This is a genomic window from Paraburkholderia jirisanensis (assembly GCF_054782355.1).
This window is the reverse complement of sequence record NZ_BAAGSQ010000030.1, coordinates 1-16,695: the sequence shown is the minus strand read 5'-3', so window position 1 is coordinate 16,695 and position 16,695 is coordinate 1. Positions and strand designations below refer to the sequence as shown.

The following is a 16,695-nucleotide window of genomic DNA, read 5'->3' as shown; positions in this document are numbered from 1 at the left end:
ATGCATGGGGCGGCGCGCGCCGATCTGACCTCGCAACGATCGACCGGCGCGCGAGGCGCCATTTGGGGCGGTAGACAAGGCAGCCGTGCGCGCGACCGCGTGGCGCAAAAGCAACTGCAGCGCGCATGCGCAGACCTCCGCGGCGGACTCGCGCGCGCCGCTTGGCCGCGTGTCCGCGCCCGCCAGTGACGGGTTACAGCGAAAATACATCGGCCGATTGGCTAAAACGCGCGCGGACCGGTGCAGGCTGTAAGTAAGCCATGATAATGTGACGTCCGGCACGTACTGCTACCCGCCAGGCAGCAACCGGCTCTAGGACCAACCGACGAGAACGCACAATGATCAAGGTCAACGTCTTCTATCCGCATCGGGAAAATGGCCACTTCGATGTGGACTATTACTGCGGCACGCACATGCCGCTCGCAGCCAGGCTGTTCGGCACGCTGCTGAAGGGCTGGTCGGTGGAAGTGGGCATCAACGGCGGCGCACCGAACTCGGCACCACCCTATTTCGCGGTCGGCCATTTTCTGTTCGAGGCGGTGGAAGACTTTTATCAGGCCTTCAATCCGGTGGCAGGCGAGCTGCTGGGCGACGTGCCGAACTACTACGACGGCCAGCCGCAACTCATGATCAGCGAGATCAAGGTTCCATTCTGACAACCGCGTTTGACCCGCTGCCGGCATTGCTCGCCGGGCGGCGCTTTCGGGTCTGCCCTGGGTTTGCTCCGGGTTTGCCCCGGGTTTGCCCGAAACCTGATGTATCCCGCGTGGCCGTTGCGCGTCCCGCGGATGCAGCGCAACTGCCACGATACACAACCGTACACCGGCCGGCCTCGGCCGGTCTTGAGTCCGCGCTGTGCCGGACGTTTTCTGAAGGAAAGGACACAAGATGTTCGGCGATATCGCCCGTTTTCTGCTCAACACAGTCTTCACGCTGTTCGGCGCCGCCTTGCTACTGCGCGCATGGCTGCAATTCATTCGCATGCAGCCGTACAACCCGGTATCGAGCGCGGTCATGCAGGTCACCAACTGGCTTGTGCTGCCGCTGCGCAAGATCCTGCCGAACGGCCGTCGGGTCGATCCGGCAAGCCTCGTCGCCACGCTGATCACGTCGCTCGTCTATGTCGTGCTGATGGTGGTGATCGTCGGCGTGGACCCGCTCTCGCTGATGCCGTCGCTGTTGATCGTCGCGCTGCTGACGGTGATCAAATGGGCGCTCAACCTGCTGATCTGGCTGACCATCCTGATGGCGCTGCTGTCGTGGCTCAATCCGCGCTCGCCGGCGATGCCGATCCTGTTTGAACTGACCGCACCGTTCCTCGATCCGCTGCGGCGCATCGTGCCGCGCCTGGGCGGCATCGACCTGTCGCCGATCCTGCTGTTCGTGATCGTGCAGGTGCTGCTGATGGTCGTGACGCGCGCCGCCGTGTCGCTGACGCTGTTCGGCATCTGAGGCAGCGGCGGCTTCGTTATAGCTGCGATTCGACCGGCAGCAGTCCAAGAAACCAGATCCCGGTGCGCCGCCACGCGGACACGCCGGGTTCTGTGTCGAGTTCGGTGGCGTTGCCGTTTGCGTCGGTATCGATCCATACGATGCGGCTCGCGCCGTTCGCGTCGGTGCGTTGCTCGACGCGCCACGCGGCCTGAGCGAGTTGCTGCTCCACACCGTCGGCAACCGCCGCAGCGGCCGCGCCGCTTTCGCAAAGCACGCCAATCTCCGTATTCAGTTCGATCGAGCGCGGATCGAGATTCATCGAACCGATGAAGATCCGCTTGCGGTCGAACACATAAGTCTTCGCGTGCAGCGACGCCTTCGACGAGCCGAACAGGCTCTTCTTCACCGCTGCGCCTTCGTTGGTCGTTGGCTTCAGCTCGTATAGCGTCACGCCCGCCGCGAGCAGGTCCTTGCGGTAGCGCTGATAGCCTGCATGCACTGCGGCGACGTCGGTTGCGGCCAGCGAGTTGGTCAGGATCGTCACGCGCACGCCACGCTGCGTCATGTCGCGAATCCACGCGACACCGTCCTTGCCGGGCACGAAGTATGGGGAAACGATCAGCATCTGCTGCTCGGCGCGCAGGTTCAGCGCCTTGAACTGCGACATCAGATGACCTTGCACGTCGCTGGGCGCGCGGGTGATCTTGTCGGGATCGTCGTACAACAGCGTTGCCTTGCCCCAGCTGAACCCGGCGTCGCTGTCGTCGTCCAGTGCCTGATGCAGGCGGCGCAGCGCCGCGACCGCATAGGGCGAGCTCTGCTCGGAGGCCAGATAGGCGTCGAGTTTGTCGCGGTAGCCGGCGAGCGCAGCGGGGTCCGCGCGGTGGCCGACCAGCGCGTCGATCGGATAGGCCGCGGCGGAATTCCAGTATTCGTCGAACGCGTGCGACACGTCGCCGACCACTGCGCCGTGCACCAGCACGTCCAGATCGCCAAAGTCGACGACGGTCGACGCGCCGAAGTATTCGTCGCCGATATTGCGACCGCCGAGTATTGCGCCCTGGCTGTCGGCGATCAGCGCCTTGTTGTGCATGCGGCGATTCACGCGGAAAAACTCGAGGCCTGCGCCAACCGTCTTGAAACTGCGGTTCGCGACCGGATTGAACAGGCGGATCTGCAGGTTTGCGTGCGAGTTCAATGCGAGCAGCAGTTGATCGTCGGCGTTGGTGCCGAGGTCGTCGAGCAGCACGCGCACCCGCACGCCGCGATCGGCGGCTTGCAGCAATGCGGCCGCCAGCGCGCGGCCGGTCAGATCGTCGTGCCAGATGTAGTACTGCAGGTCGAGCGTGCGCTCGGCGTGCTCGGTGAGCACGATGCGTGCGACCAGCGCGTCGACCGGATCCGGCAGCAGACGGAACGCGGTCTGCCCGACGTGTTCGCGCTGCTCCGGCGCGAAGGCAATGCCAAGGCGCGTGTTGGCGGTGTCGGTTTGCGTGACGCTGTAGCTGGGCGTGCGGGTTGTCTGCGGCGGCAGACTCGCGCATGCGTGGAGGAAGACGAGCAGAACAATCGGCAGAAGCCTACGCAGCAGCGTCATTGTTGATCTCCGCGGGACACGGCAAGCATAGCGAACGTGTGATGCGGATGGTTCGGGAATTTATTGATTGCCGGCGTCTGCGTACTAAAACGGCGGTTACCCGCTCGCGTCAACGTTACTGTCTCGCAGCGAACCCCTGGCGATCCAGAAATTCAGCGACGAGCGGCTCCCATATATCGATGCCGCGCGCAAACAGCGTGTGACCGTTCTCCGCGAACGGCGCAAGCATGTGGAAATCCGCATGACCTCCTGCGTGGACGAAAGCGGTGTGCCACGCAGTGCTGTAAGTCGGGCCGAAGTACTGGTCGTTTTCGGTGTAAATCCACAGCATCGGAACGCGAGCCGTCTTGCCGAACTGTGCATACGCGGACTCAAGCAACTCTGGCTCGCAAGGTACGCCGGGATGCTGGACGGGGTCACCGCCCGCGCCGCCAGCGAAATTAACCGCTGCGACTACGCCGTCCGGATTCTCTGCCGCCACGGCTGTCGTGACGAAACCACCCACCGATTGCCCTACGATAACGATCCGGTGCGGATCGACATGCGGTTGCCGTTTCGCGTAGTCGAGCACGGCGGACTCCTCAATGCGAGCCGCATCGACCATCGGTGCGTAGTTCTTGCGACGACATGCTCCGCTGTATTCCGGGTCGAACTGCGTGCCGAACTGGCCGTATCCGATCCGGGTCGGTTCAAACACCGCAAAGCCTCTTTTCACGAAAAACGCGGCTTGTCGGGTATACCGAAAGCGAGGTGGGTCGCTGCGATCGGTGCCATTGCGCCCGTGATTGAGGATCAGAATTGGAAACGGCCCATCGCCGTCCGGCAGAAACTGTGTGATTGCGACCTTTCCGGTTTCTTCCCTGCCGTAGAAATCTTTGACAGCAACGTCGATCGTCGCGACGGACTCGTGCAGGTTGGCTGCGAGCTGCTGGGCCCAGACATTGGAGGCAGCCAGTAACAGAGCTATCGCGAAGGCCATGGACATCAGAGGTGTCGAATCGGGGCTGCGGGTATCGTTTTGGTCGTTGCCCATGGCATGAGAAAACGTGTGGTTTACGATCCATATCGGCACGCCGTGCCGGTTCTTTAGATTCTCAATCAAACTTCGTGTATCGCCATATCACCACCCTTATAAAACTTAAATAAAACAAGTAACGCTTGATCCGCATTGACTATCCATATACCACCGCATTCTTGCAGATTTCACTATTTTCAAGTTACACGGACATTTTTATTTTTCAGGCCATAGATGTCTATAATTAGCCAACCAATTTCCCATGTATTGAATCACCCAATCTTTCACCTTAAATTCATCGTGCTTGCAAATCCCCTTGCAAAAGCAAGGTAGCTATTTATTTATATTTACCAATAAAGCAGGTAAAAATCTTCATGCCAATGCGTAATGTTTTATCGCTTTTCCTTGCGGGCATCCCCGCCGTAGACGTTATCTGTCGCTGATCTGCCGTTGTCGGATCAACGTAAAAATAAGGTAATAGGACGCGCTAACCCAAAACGGCAAACATTGGCTACCACTTCATCTGTGAAGTGGCAATGCGTCCGCTCGCCCCTATGTTTTTCAAGGCTTAACTGTCGTTTTGTTAAGAGTGGCGCTTTTCGGCAAAAGAGCGCAATTGTAAAGTTGTGAAAGTAAATCTGTAACAGGAAGCCTATGAGAGGTACTCAATGAAGTGTGGCAATTCAGGTATCAGTAAAATGTCGTCAATTACAGCCGGTTGTTCGCTTGCACTGTCGGCGTTGTTCGTCAACACGACGGCAACCGCCGCGACGGTCACCGGCACGCTGCCGTCGCCCGTCTATCCCGCTGGTAGCGTGCAGCTTGCGCTGTTCACCCAACTGAACCAGGCGAGAACCGAGTGCGGGTTTCCGGCATTGCAAGAAAACCAGCTTCTCGATAAGGCAGCGCAAAATCATGCGGTCTATGGCGCAGCGAACGGGACGGGTTCCGACACCGAAATCCAGGGCAAGAAGGATTTCACGGGAGTGACAGACCTCGCTCGCGTCGTGTCGGTCGGCTTTCCGTCCAACGTCCTCGGCGGCGGGGCGAGCGTGGACGTGTCGACGTCCACTGCGGCAACAGAAGCGCAGCAAGGGCTCGACCAGAGCATGCTCGCCGGCATTTACGGTGCGGCCAGTCTCTTTACGCCGGTCGATCTCATCGGCATCGGCGCGGCTCAAGGAACGCTCGGAAATGGTCAGTCGACGCCATCCGAGTTCATGAGTATCGACGTCTTCAATACCGCCACCCAACCAGTTTCCTCGTCGCCCATCACCTTCCCGTGCGAGGGTTCGACGAACGTCGCGCTGCTCAATTCGCAACAGATCGATCCCGCGCCTGGCACAGACGTCACGGGCCCGCAGATCCTTGTGATCGGCAACTCGACGGACACCATCGCATTGACGTCCGGAACGCTGATGTCGTCGACCGGCACCTCGATCCCGCTGACGCTGCTGGATTCGAAGAACGACCCGAACAAGCTGCTGCGGCCGTTTCAGAGCGCCGCGTACGTTCCGCTGTTGCAAAGTCTGTCGTTACAGGCGAACACGCAGTACTCGGTGTCGCTCAACGGCACCGTCAATGGCAAGCCGTTCTCCCGCACCTTTACGATGACGGCGGGTACGAGCGTGCTCACATCGTCGACGTCGGGGTCGAGCCCGAAGAAAACATCGACACCGACTCCGCCGACGTTGCCGCCAGGCTTCCCGTCTATCCAGTCGTTCTCTGGGAGCACGACATCAGCGTTGTTTCCGACGAGTGGAAACTAGCTTTGATTGAGTTCTGAGCGTCATCTGAAGCGGCGGTCCGCTGCGCTTGTAGCGTCCCGGATCGCCGGGCTCCCCTACGCCGTCAACGCGTAGGGGATGCGGACTGAGCCTCGACAACGCGCTTCTTTGCTGACATCCACCTCACTCACCTCCCCAATCCCCCAAAAACCCTGTAAAATCGCGGGCTCCGCGGGCGTCGTATAATGGCATTACCCTAGCTTCCCAAGCTAGAGACGTGGGTTCGATTCCCATCGCCCGCTCCAGACGGCTCACAGCCTCATTGCAGTTCTTCGCAAGGTCAGGCAGCCGGATGGTGCTACCGCACTTCATCTCCCTGCTCTCCTTTATCGCGTTGGTCGAATGCCGTGCGCGGCCCGGCCAGCCTCCACGCGAAGAGAAAGAATGCACGTTAGCCAAGCAGCCCCTCGACGATGATCCACGATCCGAACGAAGCCAGCGCGCCGCGCGATCCTTCCACGCCATCCGATGACGATGCGTACGCGTCTACTACGCAACCCAACGACGCGGCCGAACGCGAGAACCTGGAAGCCGATGCACCCGGCAACCCGCTGCACCTACGCCGCATCCGCAGCTTCGTCACGCGAGCCGGCCGCGTATCGACCGGCCAGCGCCGCGCGCTGGACGAGCTCGGTCCGCGCTACGTGCTGCCGTATGCTGCGCAACCGCTCGACTGGGACGCGCAATTCGGCCGCCGCGCGCCGCGCATTCTGGAGATCGGTTTCGGCATGGGCGCGACCACCGCTGAAATCGCCACCCGCCGGCCCGACGACGACTTTCTCGGCGTCGAAGTGCACGAGCCCGGCATCGGCGCACTACTGAAGCTGATGGACGAACAGAATCTGTCGAACATCCGCATCATCCAGCACGATGCAGTCGAAGTGCTCGAACACATGCTCGCCCCGGCGAGCCTCGACGGCGTGCACATCTTCTTTCCCGACCCGTGGCACAAGGCGCGCCACCACAAGCGCCGGCTGATCCAGCCGAAGTTCGTCGCGCAACTGGTATCGAACCTGAAACCCGGCGCATACCTGCACTGCGCGACCGACTGGCAAAACTATGCGGAGCAGATGCTCGAAGTGCTCAGCGCGGAACCCGAGCTCGAAAACACCGCTGAAGGCTACGCACCGCGCCCGGACTACCGCCCCGTGACCAAGTTCGAGCGGCGCGGCCTGAACCTTGGGCATGGCGTGTGGGATCTGATCTTCAAACGTCGCGCCGCCGGCGCGTAACCGCCAATGAAAAAGGTCTGCATGCACGCTGTACCCGCCCGTGCATGCAGACCTCAAGACCTCAGACACAACACACGACAGCGGCCTGCGGCCGCCGTCGCATCAATCCGCCCAGCTCAACCCACCGCTGTATCCGACCACCAGGATCAGCAAGCCAAAGCCGATCCGGTACCACGCGAACGCAGTGAAATCATGCGAAGCGACATAGCGCAGCAGCCAGCGCACACACGCAAACGCACTGATGAACGCCGCGACAAAACCGACCGTGAAGATCCCCAGCGCGTCCACCGACAGCGCGTTCCAGTCCTTGTACAGCTCATACGCCGTCGCGCCGAAGATGATCGGAATCGCGAGAAAGAACGAAAACTCAGTCGCAACGCGCCGGTCGAGGCCGAACAACATACCGCCGATAATCGTCGACCCCGAGCGCGACATGCCCGGAATCAGCGCAAAGCACTGCGCCAGGCCGACTTTCAGCGCATCGAGCGTACTCATGTCGTCGACTGAATGAACCCGTGCGGGCGCGCCGCCGCCATTGCGCTGCCGCCCTTCGACCCACAGGATCAGCACCCCGCCCACCACCAGCGCCAGCGCAACCGGCACCGGCGAGAACAGCGCCGCTTTGATCGTCTTCTCGAGCAGCAAGCCGAGCACGACGGCCGGAATCGTCGCGACGATCACGTTCACCGCGAACCGACGCGCATCCGGGCGCGCCGGCAAACCCGCGACCACGTTGACGATGCGCTGCCGGAACTCCCAGCACACGGCGAGAATCGCACCCAGTTGAATGACGACGTCGAAAGTCTTTTCCTGCGGCGTATCGAACCGCAGCAGATGCCCGGCAACGATCAGGTGCCCGGTACTCGACACCGGCAGAAACTCCGTCAAACCCTCGACCACGCCGAGAATCAGTGCCTTACAGGTGAGTATCCAGTCCATCCGTGACCTTTCTCGCTATTGATATGCGTTTTCGCAGCGGGCCAGCGGGTGCAGTGCCGCGCGGCCCTGACGGCCACGCGCAGGTCACTTTTCGACGATCTGCACACGTATGCCGTTTGTAAGGACCTGGATTGTACCGGGTTCGTAGGAGACTCCGGCAAATTGCAGTTGTTCGGGCTTGAACGTGTAGATCGGATAGTTGGTCAGCAGCTGGGTCGCAAGCAGCGCGGCGGCCGCGTTGATCTGCTGCGTATAGGCTTGCGCGTCGCCGCTTACGCTGACATTGTCGACATTCGGCGCGCGCAGCACGACCGAACGGCTCGCGGCATCGTATTCGAGCCGGCTCGACAGCGTGAACACGCCGTTCACCGGCTGCCCGAGAAACGGGCTGGTGAACTGCGCATCGACCCGCACGGAAACGCGATTCGTATCGGGCAGCAGGCCGACTACCGGGTTCGTCAATGCGACATCGAATACCTGCGACATCGTGCGCTGGTACGGGAACTTGCGCTGTAACGCCTGTTGAACCTGCTGCTGCGAAAACGTGTAGTGATCCGGAATGAACGGAAAGATGGATGCCGCACAGGCGGACAGCGATAACGCGGTGCCCGCGGCCGCGCATGCGGCGAGCAGGAAGCGACGCCTTGTCGGGGCGGCGGGTGGGGTCATACAGGTTCTCCTTCCGGTAAGGGCCGCTGCCGGTGCAGTGGCGCGCGGGTTCGATGCCTGGTTTTCGATGCTTCGTGCTTGAGCGCGCGCGTTTTGCGTGCAACCGCGTGGTGGTGCGCCGCTCAGGGTTGCGTCTGCACTTCGAGACGCGTGAGCCACAGCAACGCGTCGTCGCGCGATGCGCCGCACATGTCGGCTTGCGGTTGTAGACCCGAACAGCAGGCCGGCCGTTCCGGCTTGCCGAAGATCGCGCAGCGCAGATCGTCGCCGAGTTGCACGCAGCGCACGCCCGCCGGCTTGCCGTGCGGCATGCCCGGAATCGCGCTTGAAATCGATGGGGCGATGCAACATGCGCCGCAGCCGGGGCGGCACGCATGATCGGTGGCTTTGAGCGAAACGGCTGTCACTGCATGTTCCTGAGACGCGGCTTTGCGAAGGTTGGCTGGAATCCGGGCGGCCGCAGCCGCGGCAACTTGCGCGCCCGTCCCGCATTGTGCCACTCGTGAGCCGGCCGTCTTGCCCGGCGTCGCGATTTCGGCCATAATCTCCGTCTTCGCCGCGCCCGGCTCATGCCGTCGCGCGCATCGCGAGACTGCCCAGGTGGTGAAACAGGTAGACGCAGGGGACTCAAAATCCCCCGCCGCAAGGCGTGCCGGTTCGAGTCCGGCCCTGGGCACCAAGCACTATTCCAAGTAGTTCCTAGAAAGTCCTGAAACCCGCGCCAGCACAAAGCTCCGCGGGTTTTTTGTTTCCAGCGAGTTCTTTACAGGTGCGACAACAGCCGGTGGTATGTGGTGGTACATTCGGTGGTATTCGCCGCGCCTTAGCGCGCTTTCGCTGGAAATACCACCATGCCGCTCTCTGACACCCAGGTAAGGAATGCCCGGTTTAACCCTGACGGCAGCGGGAATCGCTTATCAGACGGCGGCAGAATGTATCTGCAGCTCGACAAGTCGGGGGCGAAGTACTGGCGGCTCAATTATCGCTTTGCTGGCAAGGACAAGACACTGGCGCGGGGCGTCTATCCTGACGTTTCACTTTCATCCGCCCGAAAGAAGCGCGACGAGGCGCGCGAGAAGGTCGCGGCTGGCGTAGATCCGAGCGAGGCAAAAAAGATCCAGAAGCGTGCAGTCCTGCTCGCCGCGTCCAACTCGTTCGAAGCGGTCGCAACCGCATGGATGGAAGAGCGCCGCTCGTTTGTCGAGCCGGCTCAGTATGAAAAGACGCTGGCCCGTTTCAAGGCCGATGCCTTGCCGTGGCTCGGCAAGCGGCCTATTGGTGAAATCGACGCGCCGGAAATTCTGGCGGTACTCAAGCGAGTGGATGCGCGGGGTGCTCGCTTTACGTCTCATCGGCTCCGCAGCGAAATCAGCCGTGTGTTCCGTTACGGCATCAAAGAGGGATACTGCAAGTCCGATCCGGCACGCGACCTGATCGGAGCTATCCCTCCTTCCGTCACCAAGCATTTCGCGGCCATCACTGAACCGGATAAGGCAGCGGAGCTACTCCGGGCCCTCGATGGCTTCAGGGGCACGTTTGTCGTGCAATGCGCGCTACGCCTGTCTCCAATGCTGTTCCAACGACCTGGTGAATTGCGCCAGATGGAATGGACCTCGGTCGACTTTGACCGCGAACAATGGTCCTTTTTCGTCAGAAAGACGAAAACCCACCATCTAGTTCCACTACCAAGCCAAGCGATTACCATTCTTCGGGAACTTCACGCCCTCACAGGGGACGGGCGTTATGTGTTCCCTGGTGCGCGCGATAAGAAACGCCCGATGTCCGATGCTGCAGTCAATGCTGCCCTGCGCAGGCTAGGTTATGACACGCAGGAGGAGATCACCGGCCACGGATTCCGTGCGATGGCGCGGACCATTTTGCATGAGGAACTGGAACAGCAACCCGATACGATCGAGCACCAGCTCGCGCACAAAGTTCCAGACGCGCTTGGCTCAGCATACAACCGGACGAAGTTCCTCCGGCAACGACGCGCAATGATGCAGAAGTGGGCCAACTATCTCGATCAAATTAAAGCTGGTGCAGAAATCATCCCGATCAATGCGGTCGGATAGTGGCCGCTGTGCCTCGCGCGATATTTCCACACTTCGGGCGCTGTCGACACGCGAGTCGATAAAGTCCGCCGGTACGCAGCCCCATCCGAGTGAGTTACGGGTGAAGCGATTATCGCCCCTGCTAATTGAGGTGCCGACATGTCGCAGTTCGATCTTTGAGAGGCCTCAACCCATATAGAGTTTCGCATCAGTCAGCGGTTCGCCAGCAACGCACGCTGCGCGGTCGCTCTTCCAGCCGCTCACGAGTTGGAGGAACCCTTGTGCATGAGTACGCGTGGTTGCCACGTCTCCCGATCCAGCGGCAAAAGAGGAACGTCGAGCGCGCTTGATGATTCTGACTCGCGTGCTGGCCTTACGACTCCTCGCCGCGATGTCAGCATCCCTTCCCCCCATGCAAGCCTGAGAACCTGAGCGCGCGCGAGTATCACCGCACTGTCAGCGGACCAAAGTAGTTGCGGCACTCCGTCTCGAGCAGATCGAACGCGGCCACACCATATTGCTCCACCAGCAGGAAAGCATTTAGTCAATGGTGACCGCCGTTAGCAGTCAACTCTCTAAGGTAGACGGTGCGAGGGCGTCTCGCTCGCGGAATCGTCGCTTGTCTGCGCCGGCTTCGCCGCTTTCCCATTGGAAGTCGACGAGGATGGACGCCTCCCGCGCGTAGACCCCTTCGAATTGCTCGTTGCGACCCATTCGTCGTAAGCTTCAAGGTTGATGTGGCGACGATTGTCGGGGGACCATTTCCAATGCTTCCCTTCCACGAGACGGCCGTCGCGCACAAGATGGTTAAATGAATCGATCGAGCGCCCGATGAATTCTGATGCTTTCTCTACGGTCACCCAGATGACTGGCCTGAAATTGAGTGGCATATCTTATCCTCCAATTCGTACTGCGCTCATCGACCACATGAGCGGGCGTTCAGTGCGGTCCGCGCACGCATATAACTGCTTGAACCAGCTTTGCTGGCGCGTAGATGAAAACCGTTTTGCTACCAGTTCAACAAATTCCCTTTCCGCTTTGAGCAGATCCCGTGAAGGCGAGTGTGACGGCGCACGCGCCTTCGGAAGTGAGTTCACCGTCGGCTGCGGCACGTGAGCTTTTCCTTCTTGCTTCACCGCCAGTCGCGCGCAATGTGTCAGGCCATACCCGCCACACAGAACCAATCTGAAAGAAGCCGAGCTCGGCGCGATGCGCGTAGACCGTGCCGTAACTCACGGCAAGAAGCTCTGCTGCCATCTTCAACGTTAATGCTTGCTCCATCATTGGCTCTCGCACGCTCTCCTGGCTAGGAGGAAGTGGCGGCGACTGCCGGTTTGATGATTCCGGCTTGGGTACCGGCGGAAGCGACCTATCGTCGCGTCGCGTCGATCTCGCACCTGCTCGAGCTCGCGCCGCGCCTTCGGCCCCTTTGGCATCAATATAGGCTGCCAGATCCTGAACGCGCACGCCCCTAGCACTCTTTCGCGAGTGCTCGATTCGTACGAGCGCCAACTCGATTTCGCCAGCGCCGATCTTCCGCACGAGTGTCGGTACGGTGAGTGGCGCAAAGTAGTCGCGGCACACGATGTCGATCGGCACGACGGCCTTGCCGCCGTATTGTGTCGTTAGGATTGAAAAAGTATCCATTTGGCTCACGTTTCGTAGTTCCCACATCCCCGTTATTCAATATGCATTCATGCATAGCAAATTAAGGAAATTCACCTTTTTCCGACAAACATTCGAGCCGGGGTTTACCACTGCTTTCTTTTCAATGACCGTACGGCATTATCCGATCGCACCACAACTATTGAGAGAGACCTATGACCGACAATCTGAAAATCAAACAGCCTCAGGATCCGAAACAGGTGAATGTTAACGAACCGTGGGAGCTGAACTATTGGAGCAACAAGTGGGGTGTCACTCATTCTCAACTGAAGGATGCTGTGAAAGCGGTTGGCCCGCACGTCGATGCTGTGCGCGTCAGACTGGGTAAGTAAGCCAAACCGACGAATGCGTGCGGAGTTAGATATGCATCGTCGGTACCGACATTGACGCGCGCCGCGTTTTCCGATGTAGGAAAACGCCGACTCGCGACGCCTGAGACGGGCCGCACACTGGTTTCTTTTTTAGAAACTGGAGAGCGAAGTGCCTTTGACATTATTTTGGAAACTCGTAGGCGCTGTCATCCGGCAACGGCGGGGGCGAATCGCATCGGTAGTTCTCGAATATCGGCATCGAATTACAGGATGCCGACGATTCGTCGCATTGGAAGGCGACGGCCGCTGCAGCCATCTGGAAAAGCAGAGGCCTGACGCCCGGTTCTAGAAAAAGGCGGGTACTAGGACAGCAGACTGAGAAACTTGCCCCATGCGGTCAGCTGTCCGACCGAATCGCCACGACCATGCGTTCGTACGTTTGCGTTGTAGGCAGCCATCGCAAGCCCGGCCATGCCGGTAGGACCGTCCGCCTGCAATCGCTTCAGCTCGCTTTCCAGTTGATCCAGGCTCAATGACTGGCTACGCGCGTCGAGTTCGGCAAAGCGCTTTTTCATCGCGCGGTGCTCGAGCTTTTTCTCTGTAGCGCCGGCAAGTCGCTCGAGGATTGCGCTCGCCGCGACCAGTCCTCCGATCCACGCCGCGGCAACTTTATGATCTGCCGTCGTCGTGTACACGATCGCGCTGCCGCCGAGCAGCGTGATTGCGCCGAACAACCAGTCCAGACGAGCAAAGAAGCGCTCATTCAATGCGTTCCAACACGTCCCGTAGCGTACATCGAGCTGCGCTTCATACTTGCTACGTTCGTAGTTTTGCTCCATACCTTGCTCCGATTATGCGATTTGGTTGAACAGGAACAGGCGATGGATTGCGCTTTGGTGGGACGTTGGCCCGTTCTTGTCGACGATCGTGAAACTTCATGGTGGCTCCCCGTGGCAGATGTGGCAGCCGCCATTCTATTCGAGGAAGCTGCCCCATTTTTACGGCTTCGTTAAGCTGCCACCGTGAAGGACAATGCGTGTGTGTAAGGCACTCTCAGCGGACGATTATCCCTACCCCAGCGAGCTGCGCGATGCCTTCGGATATCTGTGCAGCCGAGGCGCCTGTCGGCCAGAGGAGCTCCGACCCGTTCACCTCTGCTGCGCGCGAGCGATGCCCGCGTGCTTCCGAAACGAGAAAGCCAGCATCGTGACGTGCTTCTGTTAGAACTGCCGGCATTGCCAAACTCCAAATATGAGGTTGAATTGGGCAGGCGCCTGACGCGGAAAGAGCCGACCGGGGCCGGTGAGCATCCGCTTACGCTTCATCGCCTGCTGCCGGTGTTTTGCCCCACCGCCGGCCGGGGGTGTCGCGCCAGGCTAAACGCGGCGGTCGTCGGTGAGGCTGCGTAGCTCGAGCGCCGCGGCCTTCTTCAGATCGTTAATGAGATCGTGGATAGCGGCTTCGCCATCGGCCGAGACCTTGAGCTTCACTGATAGCTGGCTGGTGAGGGCATCCAGGCTGTCGTCTATGTGCTTCAGCATTAACGAAAGCATGCAGTTCATCTGGTCGACCTGAACAAGCTCGCGACGATCGTGCCGAAGCTTGTCCGTAAGGATTTCTATCTGAACGACATCTCGCCGTTGCCTCGCTGTCTCTTCGCCGGCGTGAGCAATCGGTGATCGCTGCCGTGGCGCCGGGGTAGCTTTAGCGCGAAGACCGAGTTCCGATTCGACCGCCAACCCCTCCCCGCTACAAGACTCGCCCTCCAGATAGGCGACAACTGCATCTGGATCGAAACGCCACCCACCGCCCTTTACTCCCCGTTGCAACACCGGAAAGCCGGCGTCAGTGTCCAGCCGCAGATCCAGCTTCGGTCTGGACCATCTGAGCAGTCGGCACAGCGCGCTCTTGGTGACCGGGGGAGTCGCCGACCATTCGACCGCTTCATCATTCGCCACGTCGATCCCGCTCAACAGTGCTGCCACCGCTTGCGACGGCGGCGATCTCCGCGAGGAGAGCCTCGACAGCGCGTCGCAGCGCGCGCACTTTTGCCAACTCGAGCCGTAGCTCGTCCCGGGCGTCACCTGACAGTTGCGCGCGACCGCCAGGTGCACACGACGGTCGTCGACGATACGCCGCACCGACCTGCAGATGCGTGAGTACCGCACTGAGGTTGAACTGCCAGGGATCCCCCGTCTTGCCGCAGTGCAACACTGGAAAATTTTTGTCCGATTGGAGACGCCGGTCGAGTGCCGGCCGCGACCATCCGAGGTGCTCGCACAGGTGCTTTTTATCGACGATGCGCACGAGATTTTTGGCCTGACCTGCGAGGTTTGGCGTTACACGATCGGTGCGCGTTGCACGGTCCATCACGTCACTCCGATTCCTTGTGGCGCGGTCGTTTCCCGCGGTGCTGGAAAATTCATTCCATCAATCCTTACAACCGATCGAGGCCGACTTGTCAGGTGTTTTTGCAACTCAGAAAAACGGGGGGAACGGGCGCGCGCAATGCCCGCGTTAAAGCAGGTCCCCCGGAAGGACCCGCTGAAATAATTACCTGAATCACGGTCGACGGACGGGCTCGGTCGTGGTCCGATTTGGAGGGTTTTACAACGCCCTTCGAAGGCCGCCGGTCCGCTTGGCCACTCGCGCGGCCCGTCACACTGCACAACTCCCGATAAAGGCAGGCGCATTGCCGGTAGCGCATGAGCTCTGTTTTCTCGCCAGTTGTTCGCCAGTGACCGCGCACTCATTGCAAGCCGCCCTGTTCGGCGATCCGGAGCTGCGCGCGGGCTGCATGCGAGAGATCGGACTCGAGATAACCAAGCGTCGTCCGCACGTCCTTATGGCGTAGTACACGCTGGATCGTTTGAACCGGCGTACCGTACTCACTCAGCAACGTGGCAAAGGTGCCGCGTAACCGATGCGGCGTGATGTCGCCTATGCCAGTGCGTGCACTAGCTGCCTTGATGGCAACGCGGGTGAAGCCGCGGGCGAATGGGCTGCCGTCAGCATGAGCGACGATAAGTCCCGCCGGTTTGCGAAGTGGTCGCAGGTAATCCATCAGCCACGCCGGCACGGGTATTGGATCGGCCTCGCGCCCCTTCGTCTTGCCGGGCGTGTAGGTCTGTCGGGTAGCGTCGAGCCATTCCCACCGTGCGCTGCCAGCCTCGGACTCGCGCAGACCCATGCCGAACATCAGCCGCGCAGCGATGCGCACCGGTTCCGAGGCAACGATGTCGAGCGCATCAAGCCACTGACGCAGCTGATCGATTGGCAGTGTTGCTCGCGGCTTGCGTTGCACCTTGAGCATGCGAACTTTGAACGATATGTTGCCAATGAGACCGCGATGCACTGCCCAGCGACATAGGAGGCGGATCTTGCGCGACCAGTGGTTTGCCGAGCTCGGCGCGTGCGTTTGAAGATGCTCATTGCGCGCACGCTCGACAAGCTCGGTCGTCAATTGGTCGATGCCGACGTCAGCAAGAATGCCGAGATGCAGACGGCCGAAGGTCTCGATGCCGGCGCGGTGCGAAGCACTTGCGGTCAGCTCCGTCGCGGCGAGCCAAAGCATCACCAGTTCGCGCAAAGTTGGAATTACCCGGCCGGAGGTAGATTGCAGCAACGCGACGCGATATGCCCGTTCCGCAACGACAACCGCGCGCACATGTGCTGACTCGTGCGTTGAGCGTTGCACGCGCTTGCTGTCGATGGAGAACCGGTAGTGCCATGCTTTTCCAACTTTGAACAACTGATAGCTCATTTGTGTGTGGCCGGCATTTACGTTTGCTGCTCAAGCGATGGTCGCAGCGGAAGGGGGAAGTGCCGTTGACGCACCCGCGATTACCGATTTAAGCGCATAGACGTAATCGCGCACGGCTGCCGCAAAGTCGTAAGCGAGTTCTCAGCACCGTCTGGAACTGAGCATTGAGTTTGGCTACTTTGGTGTCCACCAAATTTTATAGTGGGCGCAATCGTGGACAGACCAGCACAAG

General features: G+C 60.2%; 16 protein-coding genes and 2 tRNA genes. 8 read left to right on the top strand and 10 right to left on the bottom strand.

Going from position 1 to position 16,695, the window contains the following annotated elements; genetic code table 11:
• Positions 1 to 338: 338 nt before the first annotated feature.
• Positions 339 to 656: an EthD family reductase gene (locus tag ACYVNQ_RS29955; RefSeq protein WP_460907800.1), complete on the top strand. Its 318-nt coding sequence runs from the start codon at positions 339 to 341 to the stop codon at positions 654 to 656.
• A gap of 232 nt (positions 657 to 888) precedes the next feature.
• Positions 889 to 1,452: a YggT family protein gene (locus ACYVNQ_RS29950; protein WP_460907798.1), complete on the top strand. Its 564-nt coding sequence runs from the start codon at positions 889 to 891 to the stop codon at positions 1,450 to 1,452.
• 16 nt (positions 1,453 to 1,468) lie between these two features.
• Here ACYVNQ_RS29950 and ACYVNQ_RS29945 read toward each other — a convergent pair whose 3' ends face one another.
• Both ACYVNQ_RS29945 and ACYVNQ_RS29940 read right to left on the bottom strand, forming a co-directional pair.
• Positions 1,469 to 3,031: a phospholipase D family protein gene (locus ACYVNQ_RS29945; protein ID WP_460907796.1), complete on the bottom strand. Its 1,563-nt coding sequence runs from the start codon at positions 3,029 to 3,031 to the stop codon at positions 1,469 to 1,471.
• A gap of 115 nt (positions 3,032 to 3,146) precedes the next feature.
• Positions 3,147 to 4,133, bottom strand: coding sequence for an alpha/beta hydrolase family protein (locus tag ACYVNQ_RS29940; protein ID WP_460907794.1), 987 nt, complete (start codon positions 4,131 to 4,133; stop codon positions 3,147 to 3,149).
• A gap of 611 nt (positions 4,134 to 4,744) precedes the next feature.
• Here ACYVNQ_RS29940 and ACYVNQ_RS29935 point away from each other — a divergent pair.
• The 3 genes from ACYVNQ_RS29935 (at position 4,745) to trmB (ending at position 7,065) form a co-directional block, all read left to right on the top strand.
• The gene (locus ACYVNQ_RS29935) at positions 4,745 to 5,815 is read left to right on the top strand and encodes a CAP domain-containing protein (RefSeq protein WP_460907792.1); all 1,071 of its coding nucleotides are present in this window, start codon (positions 4,745 to 4,747) and stop codon (positions 5,813 to 5,815) included.
• Between the two features lie 189 nt (positions 5,816 to 6,004).
• Positions 6,005 to 6,078: transfer RNA gene (locus ACYVNQ_RS29930), tRNA-Gly, on the top strand.
• Between the two features lie 168 nt (positions 6,079 to 6,246).
• Entirely contained in the window at positions 6,247 to 7,065 is an 819-nt protein-coding gene (gene trmB, locus ACYVNQ_RS29925; protein WP_460907790.1) for a tRNA (guanosine(46)-N7)-methyltransferase TrmB, read from the top strand.
• Between the two features lie 102 nt (positions 7,066 to 7,167).
• On the opposite strand, the gene ACYVNQ_RS29920 is transcribed toward trmB, so the two are convergent.
• The 3 genes from ACYVNQ_RS29920 to ACYVNQ_RS29910 form a co-directional block, all read right to left on the bottom strand.
• Positions 7,168 to 8,004 (bottom strand): undecaprenyl-diphosphate phosphatase, encoded by an 837-nt coding sequence (locus ACYVNQ_RS29920; RefSeq protein ID WP_460907789.1) that lies wholly within the window; start codon positions 8,002 to 8,004, stop codon positions 7,168 to 7,170.
• Between the two features lie 84 nt (positions 8,005 to 8,088).
• Positions 8,089 to 8,673, bottom strand: a complete 585-nt coding sequence (locus tag ACYVNQ_RS29915; RefSeq protein WP_460907787.1) for a DUF1439 domain-containing protein — start codon at positions 8,671 to 8,673, stop codon at positions 8,089 to 8,091.
• Positions 8,674 to 8,795: 122 nt separating this feature from the next.
• Complete coding sequence (locus ACYVNQ_RS29910; protein ID WP_460907785.1) at positions 8,796 to 9,080, bottom strand: YkgJ family cysteine cluster protein; 285 nt, start codon at positions 9,078 to 9,080, stop codon at positions 8,796 to 8,798.
• 187 nt (positions 9,081 to 9,267) lie between these two features.
• Between ACYVNQ_RS29910 and ACYVNQ_RS29905 the strand changes: the two genes are divergently transcribed.
• Both ACYVNQ_RS29905 and ACYVNQ_RS29900 read left to right on the top strand, forming a co-directional pair.
• Positions 9,268 to 9,352: transfer RNA gene (locus ACYVNQ_RS29905), tRNA-Leu, on the top strand.
• Between the two features lie 172 nt (positions 9,353 to 9,524).
• A complete protein-coding gene (locus ACYVNQ_RS29900; protein WP_460907783.1) occupies positions 9,525 to 10,745 on the top strand; it encodes a tyrosine-type recombinase/integrase in 1,221 nt (406 codons plus the stop codon).
• Positions 10,746 to 11,741: 996 nt separating this feature from the next.
• Here the strand turns inward: ACYVNQ_RS29900 and ACYVNQ_RS29895 are convergent.
• Entirely contained in the window at positions 11,742 to 12,371 is a 630-nt protein-coding gene (locus ACYVNQ_RS29895; protein ID WP_460907781.1) for a pyocin activator PrtN family protein, read from the bottom strand.
• A 173-nt stretch (positions 12,372 to 12,544) separates the two neighbouring features.
• On the opposite strand from ACYVNQ_RS29895, the gene ACYVNQ_RS29890 reads away from it, so the two are divergent.
• Positions 12,545 to 12,721 (top strand): DUF3606 domain-containing protein, encoded by a 177-nt coding sequence (locus ACYVNQ_RS29890; RefSeq protein WP_460907779.1) that lies wholly within the window; start codon positions 12,545 to 12,547, stop codon positions 12,719 to 12,721.
• A 341-nt stretch (positions 12,722 to 13,062) separates the two neighbouring features.
• Here the strand turns inward: ACYVNQ_RS29890 and ACYVNQ_RS29885 are convergent, their stop codons facing one another.
• The 4 genes from ACYVNQ_RS29885 to ACYVNQ_RS29870 form a co-directional block, all read right to left on the bottom strand.
• Entirely contained in the window at positions 13,063 to 13,539 is a 477-nt protein-coding gene (locus ACYVNQ_RS29885; RefSeq protein ID WP_460907777.1) for a hypothetical protein, read from the bottom strand.
• Between the two features lie 537 nt (positions 13,540 to 14,076).
• The gene (locus tag ACYVNQ_RS29880) at positions 14,077 to 14,673 is read right to left on the bottom strand and encodes a hypothetical protein (RefSeq protein ID WP_460907775.1); all 597 of its coding nucleotides are present in this window, start codon (positions 14,671 to 14,673) and stop codon (positions 14,077 to 14,079) included.
• Positions 14,648 to 15,070, bottom strand: a complete 423-nt coding sequence (locus ACYVNQ_RS29875) for a hypothetical protein (protein ID WP_460907773.1) — start codon at positions 15,068 to 15,070, stop codon at positions 14,648 to 14,650. Before ACYVNQ_RS29875 ends, ACYVNQ_RS29880 begins: the two co-directional genes overlap by 26 nt.
• Before the next feature lie 379 nt (positions 15,071 to 15,449).
• Positions 15,450 to 16,463, bottom strand: a complete 1,014-nt coding sequence (locus tag ACYVNQ_RS29870) for a tyrosine-type recombinase/integrase (RefSeq protein WP_460907771.1) — start codon at positions 16,461 to 16,463, stop codon at positions 15,450 to 15,452.
• Positions 16,464 to 16,695 lie beyond the last annotated feature (232 nt).

What these genes read in the sequence shown, in the direction of transcription:
- ACYVNQ_RS29955 (WP_460907800.1), top strand. Translation starts at nt 339, where the DNA reads ATGATCAAGGTCAACGTCTTCTATCCGCATCGGGAAAATGGCCACTTC.
- ACYVNQ_RS29950 (WP_460907798.1), top strand. Translation starts at nt 889, where the DNA reads ATGTTCGGCGATATCGCCCGTTTTCTGCTCAACACAGTCTTCACGCTG.
- ACYVNQ_RS29945 (WP_460907796.1), bottom strand. Translation starts at nt 3,031, where the DNA reads ATGACGCTGCTGCGTAGGCTTCTGCCGATTGTTCTGCTCGTCTTCCTC.
- ACYVNQ_RS29935 (WP_460907792.1), top strand. Translation starts at nt 4,745, where the DNA reads ATGTCGTCAATTACAGCCGGTTGTTCGCTTGCACTGTCGGCGTTGTTC.
- trmB (WP_460907790.1), top strand. Translation starts at nt 6,247, where the DNA reads ATGATCCACGATCCGAACGAAGCCAGCGCGCCGCGCGATCCTTCCACG.
- ACYVNQ_RS29920 (WP_460907789.1), bottom strand. Translation starts at nt 8,004, where the DNA reads ATGGACTGGATACTCACCTGTAAGGCACTGATTCTCGGCGTGGTCGAG.
- ACYVNQ_RS29915 (WP_460907787.1), bottom strand. Translation starts at nt 8,673, where the DNA reads ATGACCCCACCCGCCGCCCCGACAAGGCGTCGCTTCCTGCTCGCCGCA.
- ACYVNQ_RS29900 (WP_460907783.1), top strand. Translation starts at nt 9,525, where the DNA reads ATGCCGCTCTCTGACACCCAGGTAAGGAATGCCCGGTTTAACCCTGAC.
- ACYVNQ_RS29895 (WP_460907781.1), bottom strand. Translation starts at nt 12,371, where the DNA reads ATGGATACTTTTTCAATCCTAACGACACAATACGGCGGCAAGGCCGTC.
- ACYVNQ_RS29890 (WP_460907779.1), top strand. Translation starts at nt 12,545, where the DNA reads ATGACCGACAATCTGAAAATCAAACAGCCTCAGGATCCGAAACAGGTG.
- ACYVNQ_RS29885 (WP_460907777.1), bottom strand. Translation starts at nt 13,539, where the DNA reads ATGGAGCAAAACTACGAACGTAGCAAGTATGAAGCGCAGCTCGATGTA.
- ACYVNQ_RS29875 (WP_460907773.1), bottom strand. Translation starts at nt 15,070, where the DNA reads ATGGACCGTGCAACGCGCACCGATCGTGTAACGCCAAACCTCGCAGGT.
- ACYVNQ_RS29870 (WP_460907771.1), bottom strand. Translation starts at nt 16,463, where the DNA reads ATGAGCTATCAGTTGTTCAAAGTTGGAAAAGCATGGCACTACCGGTTC.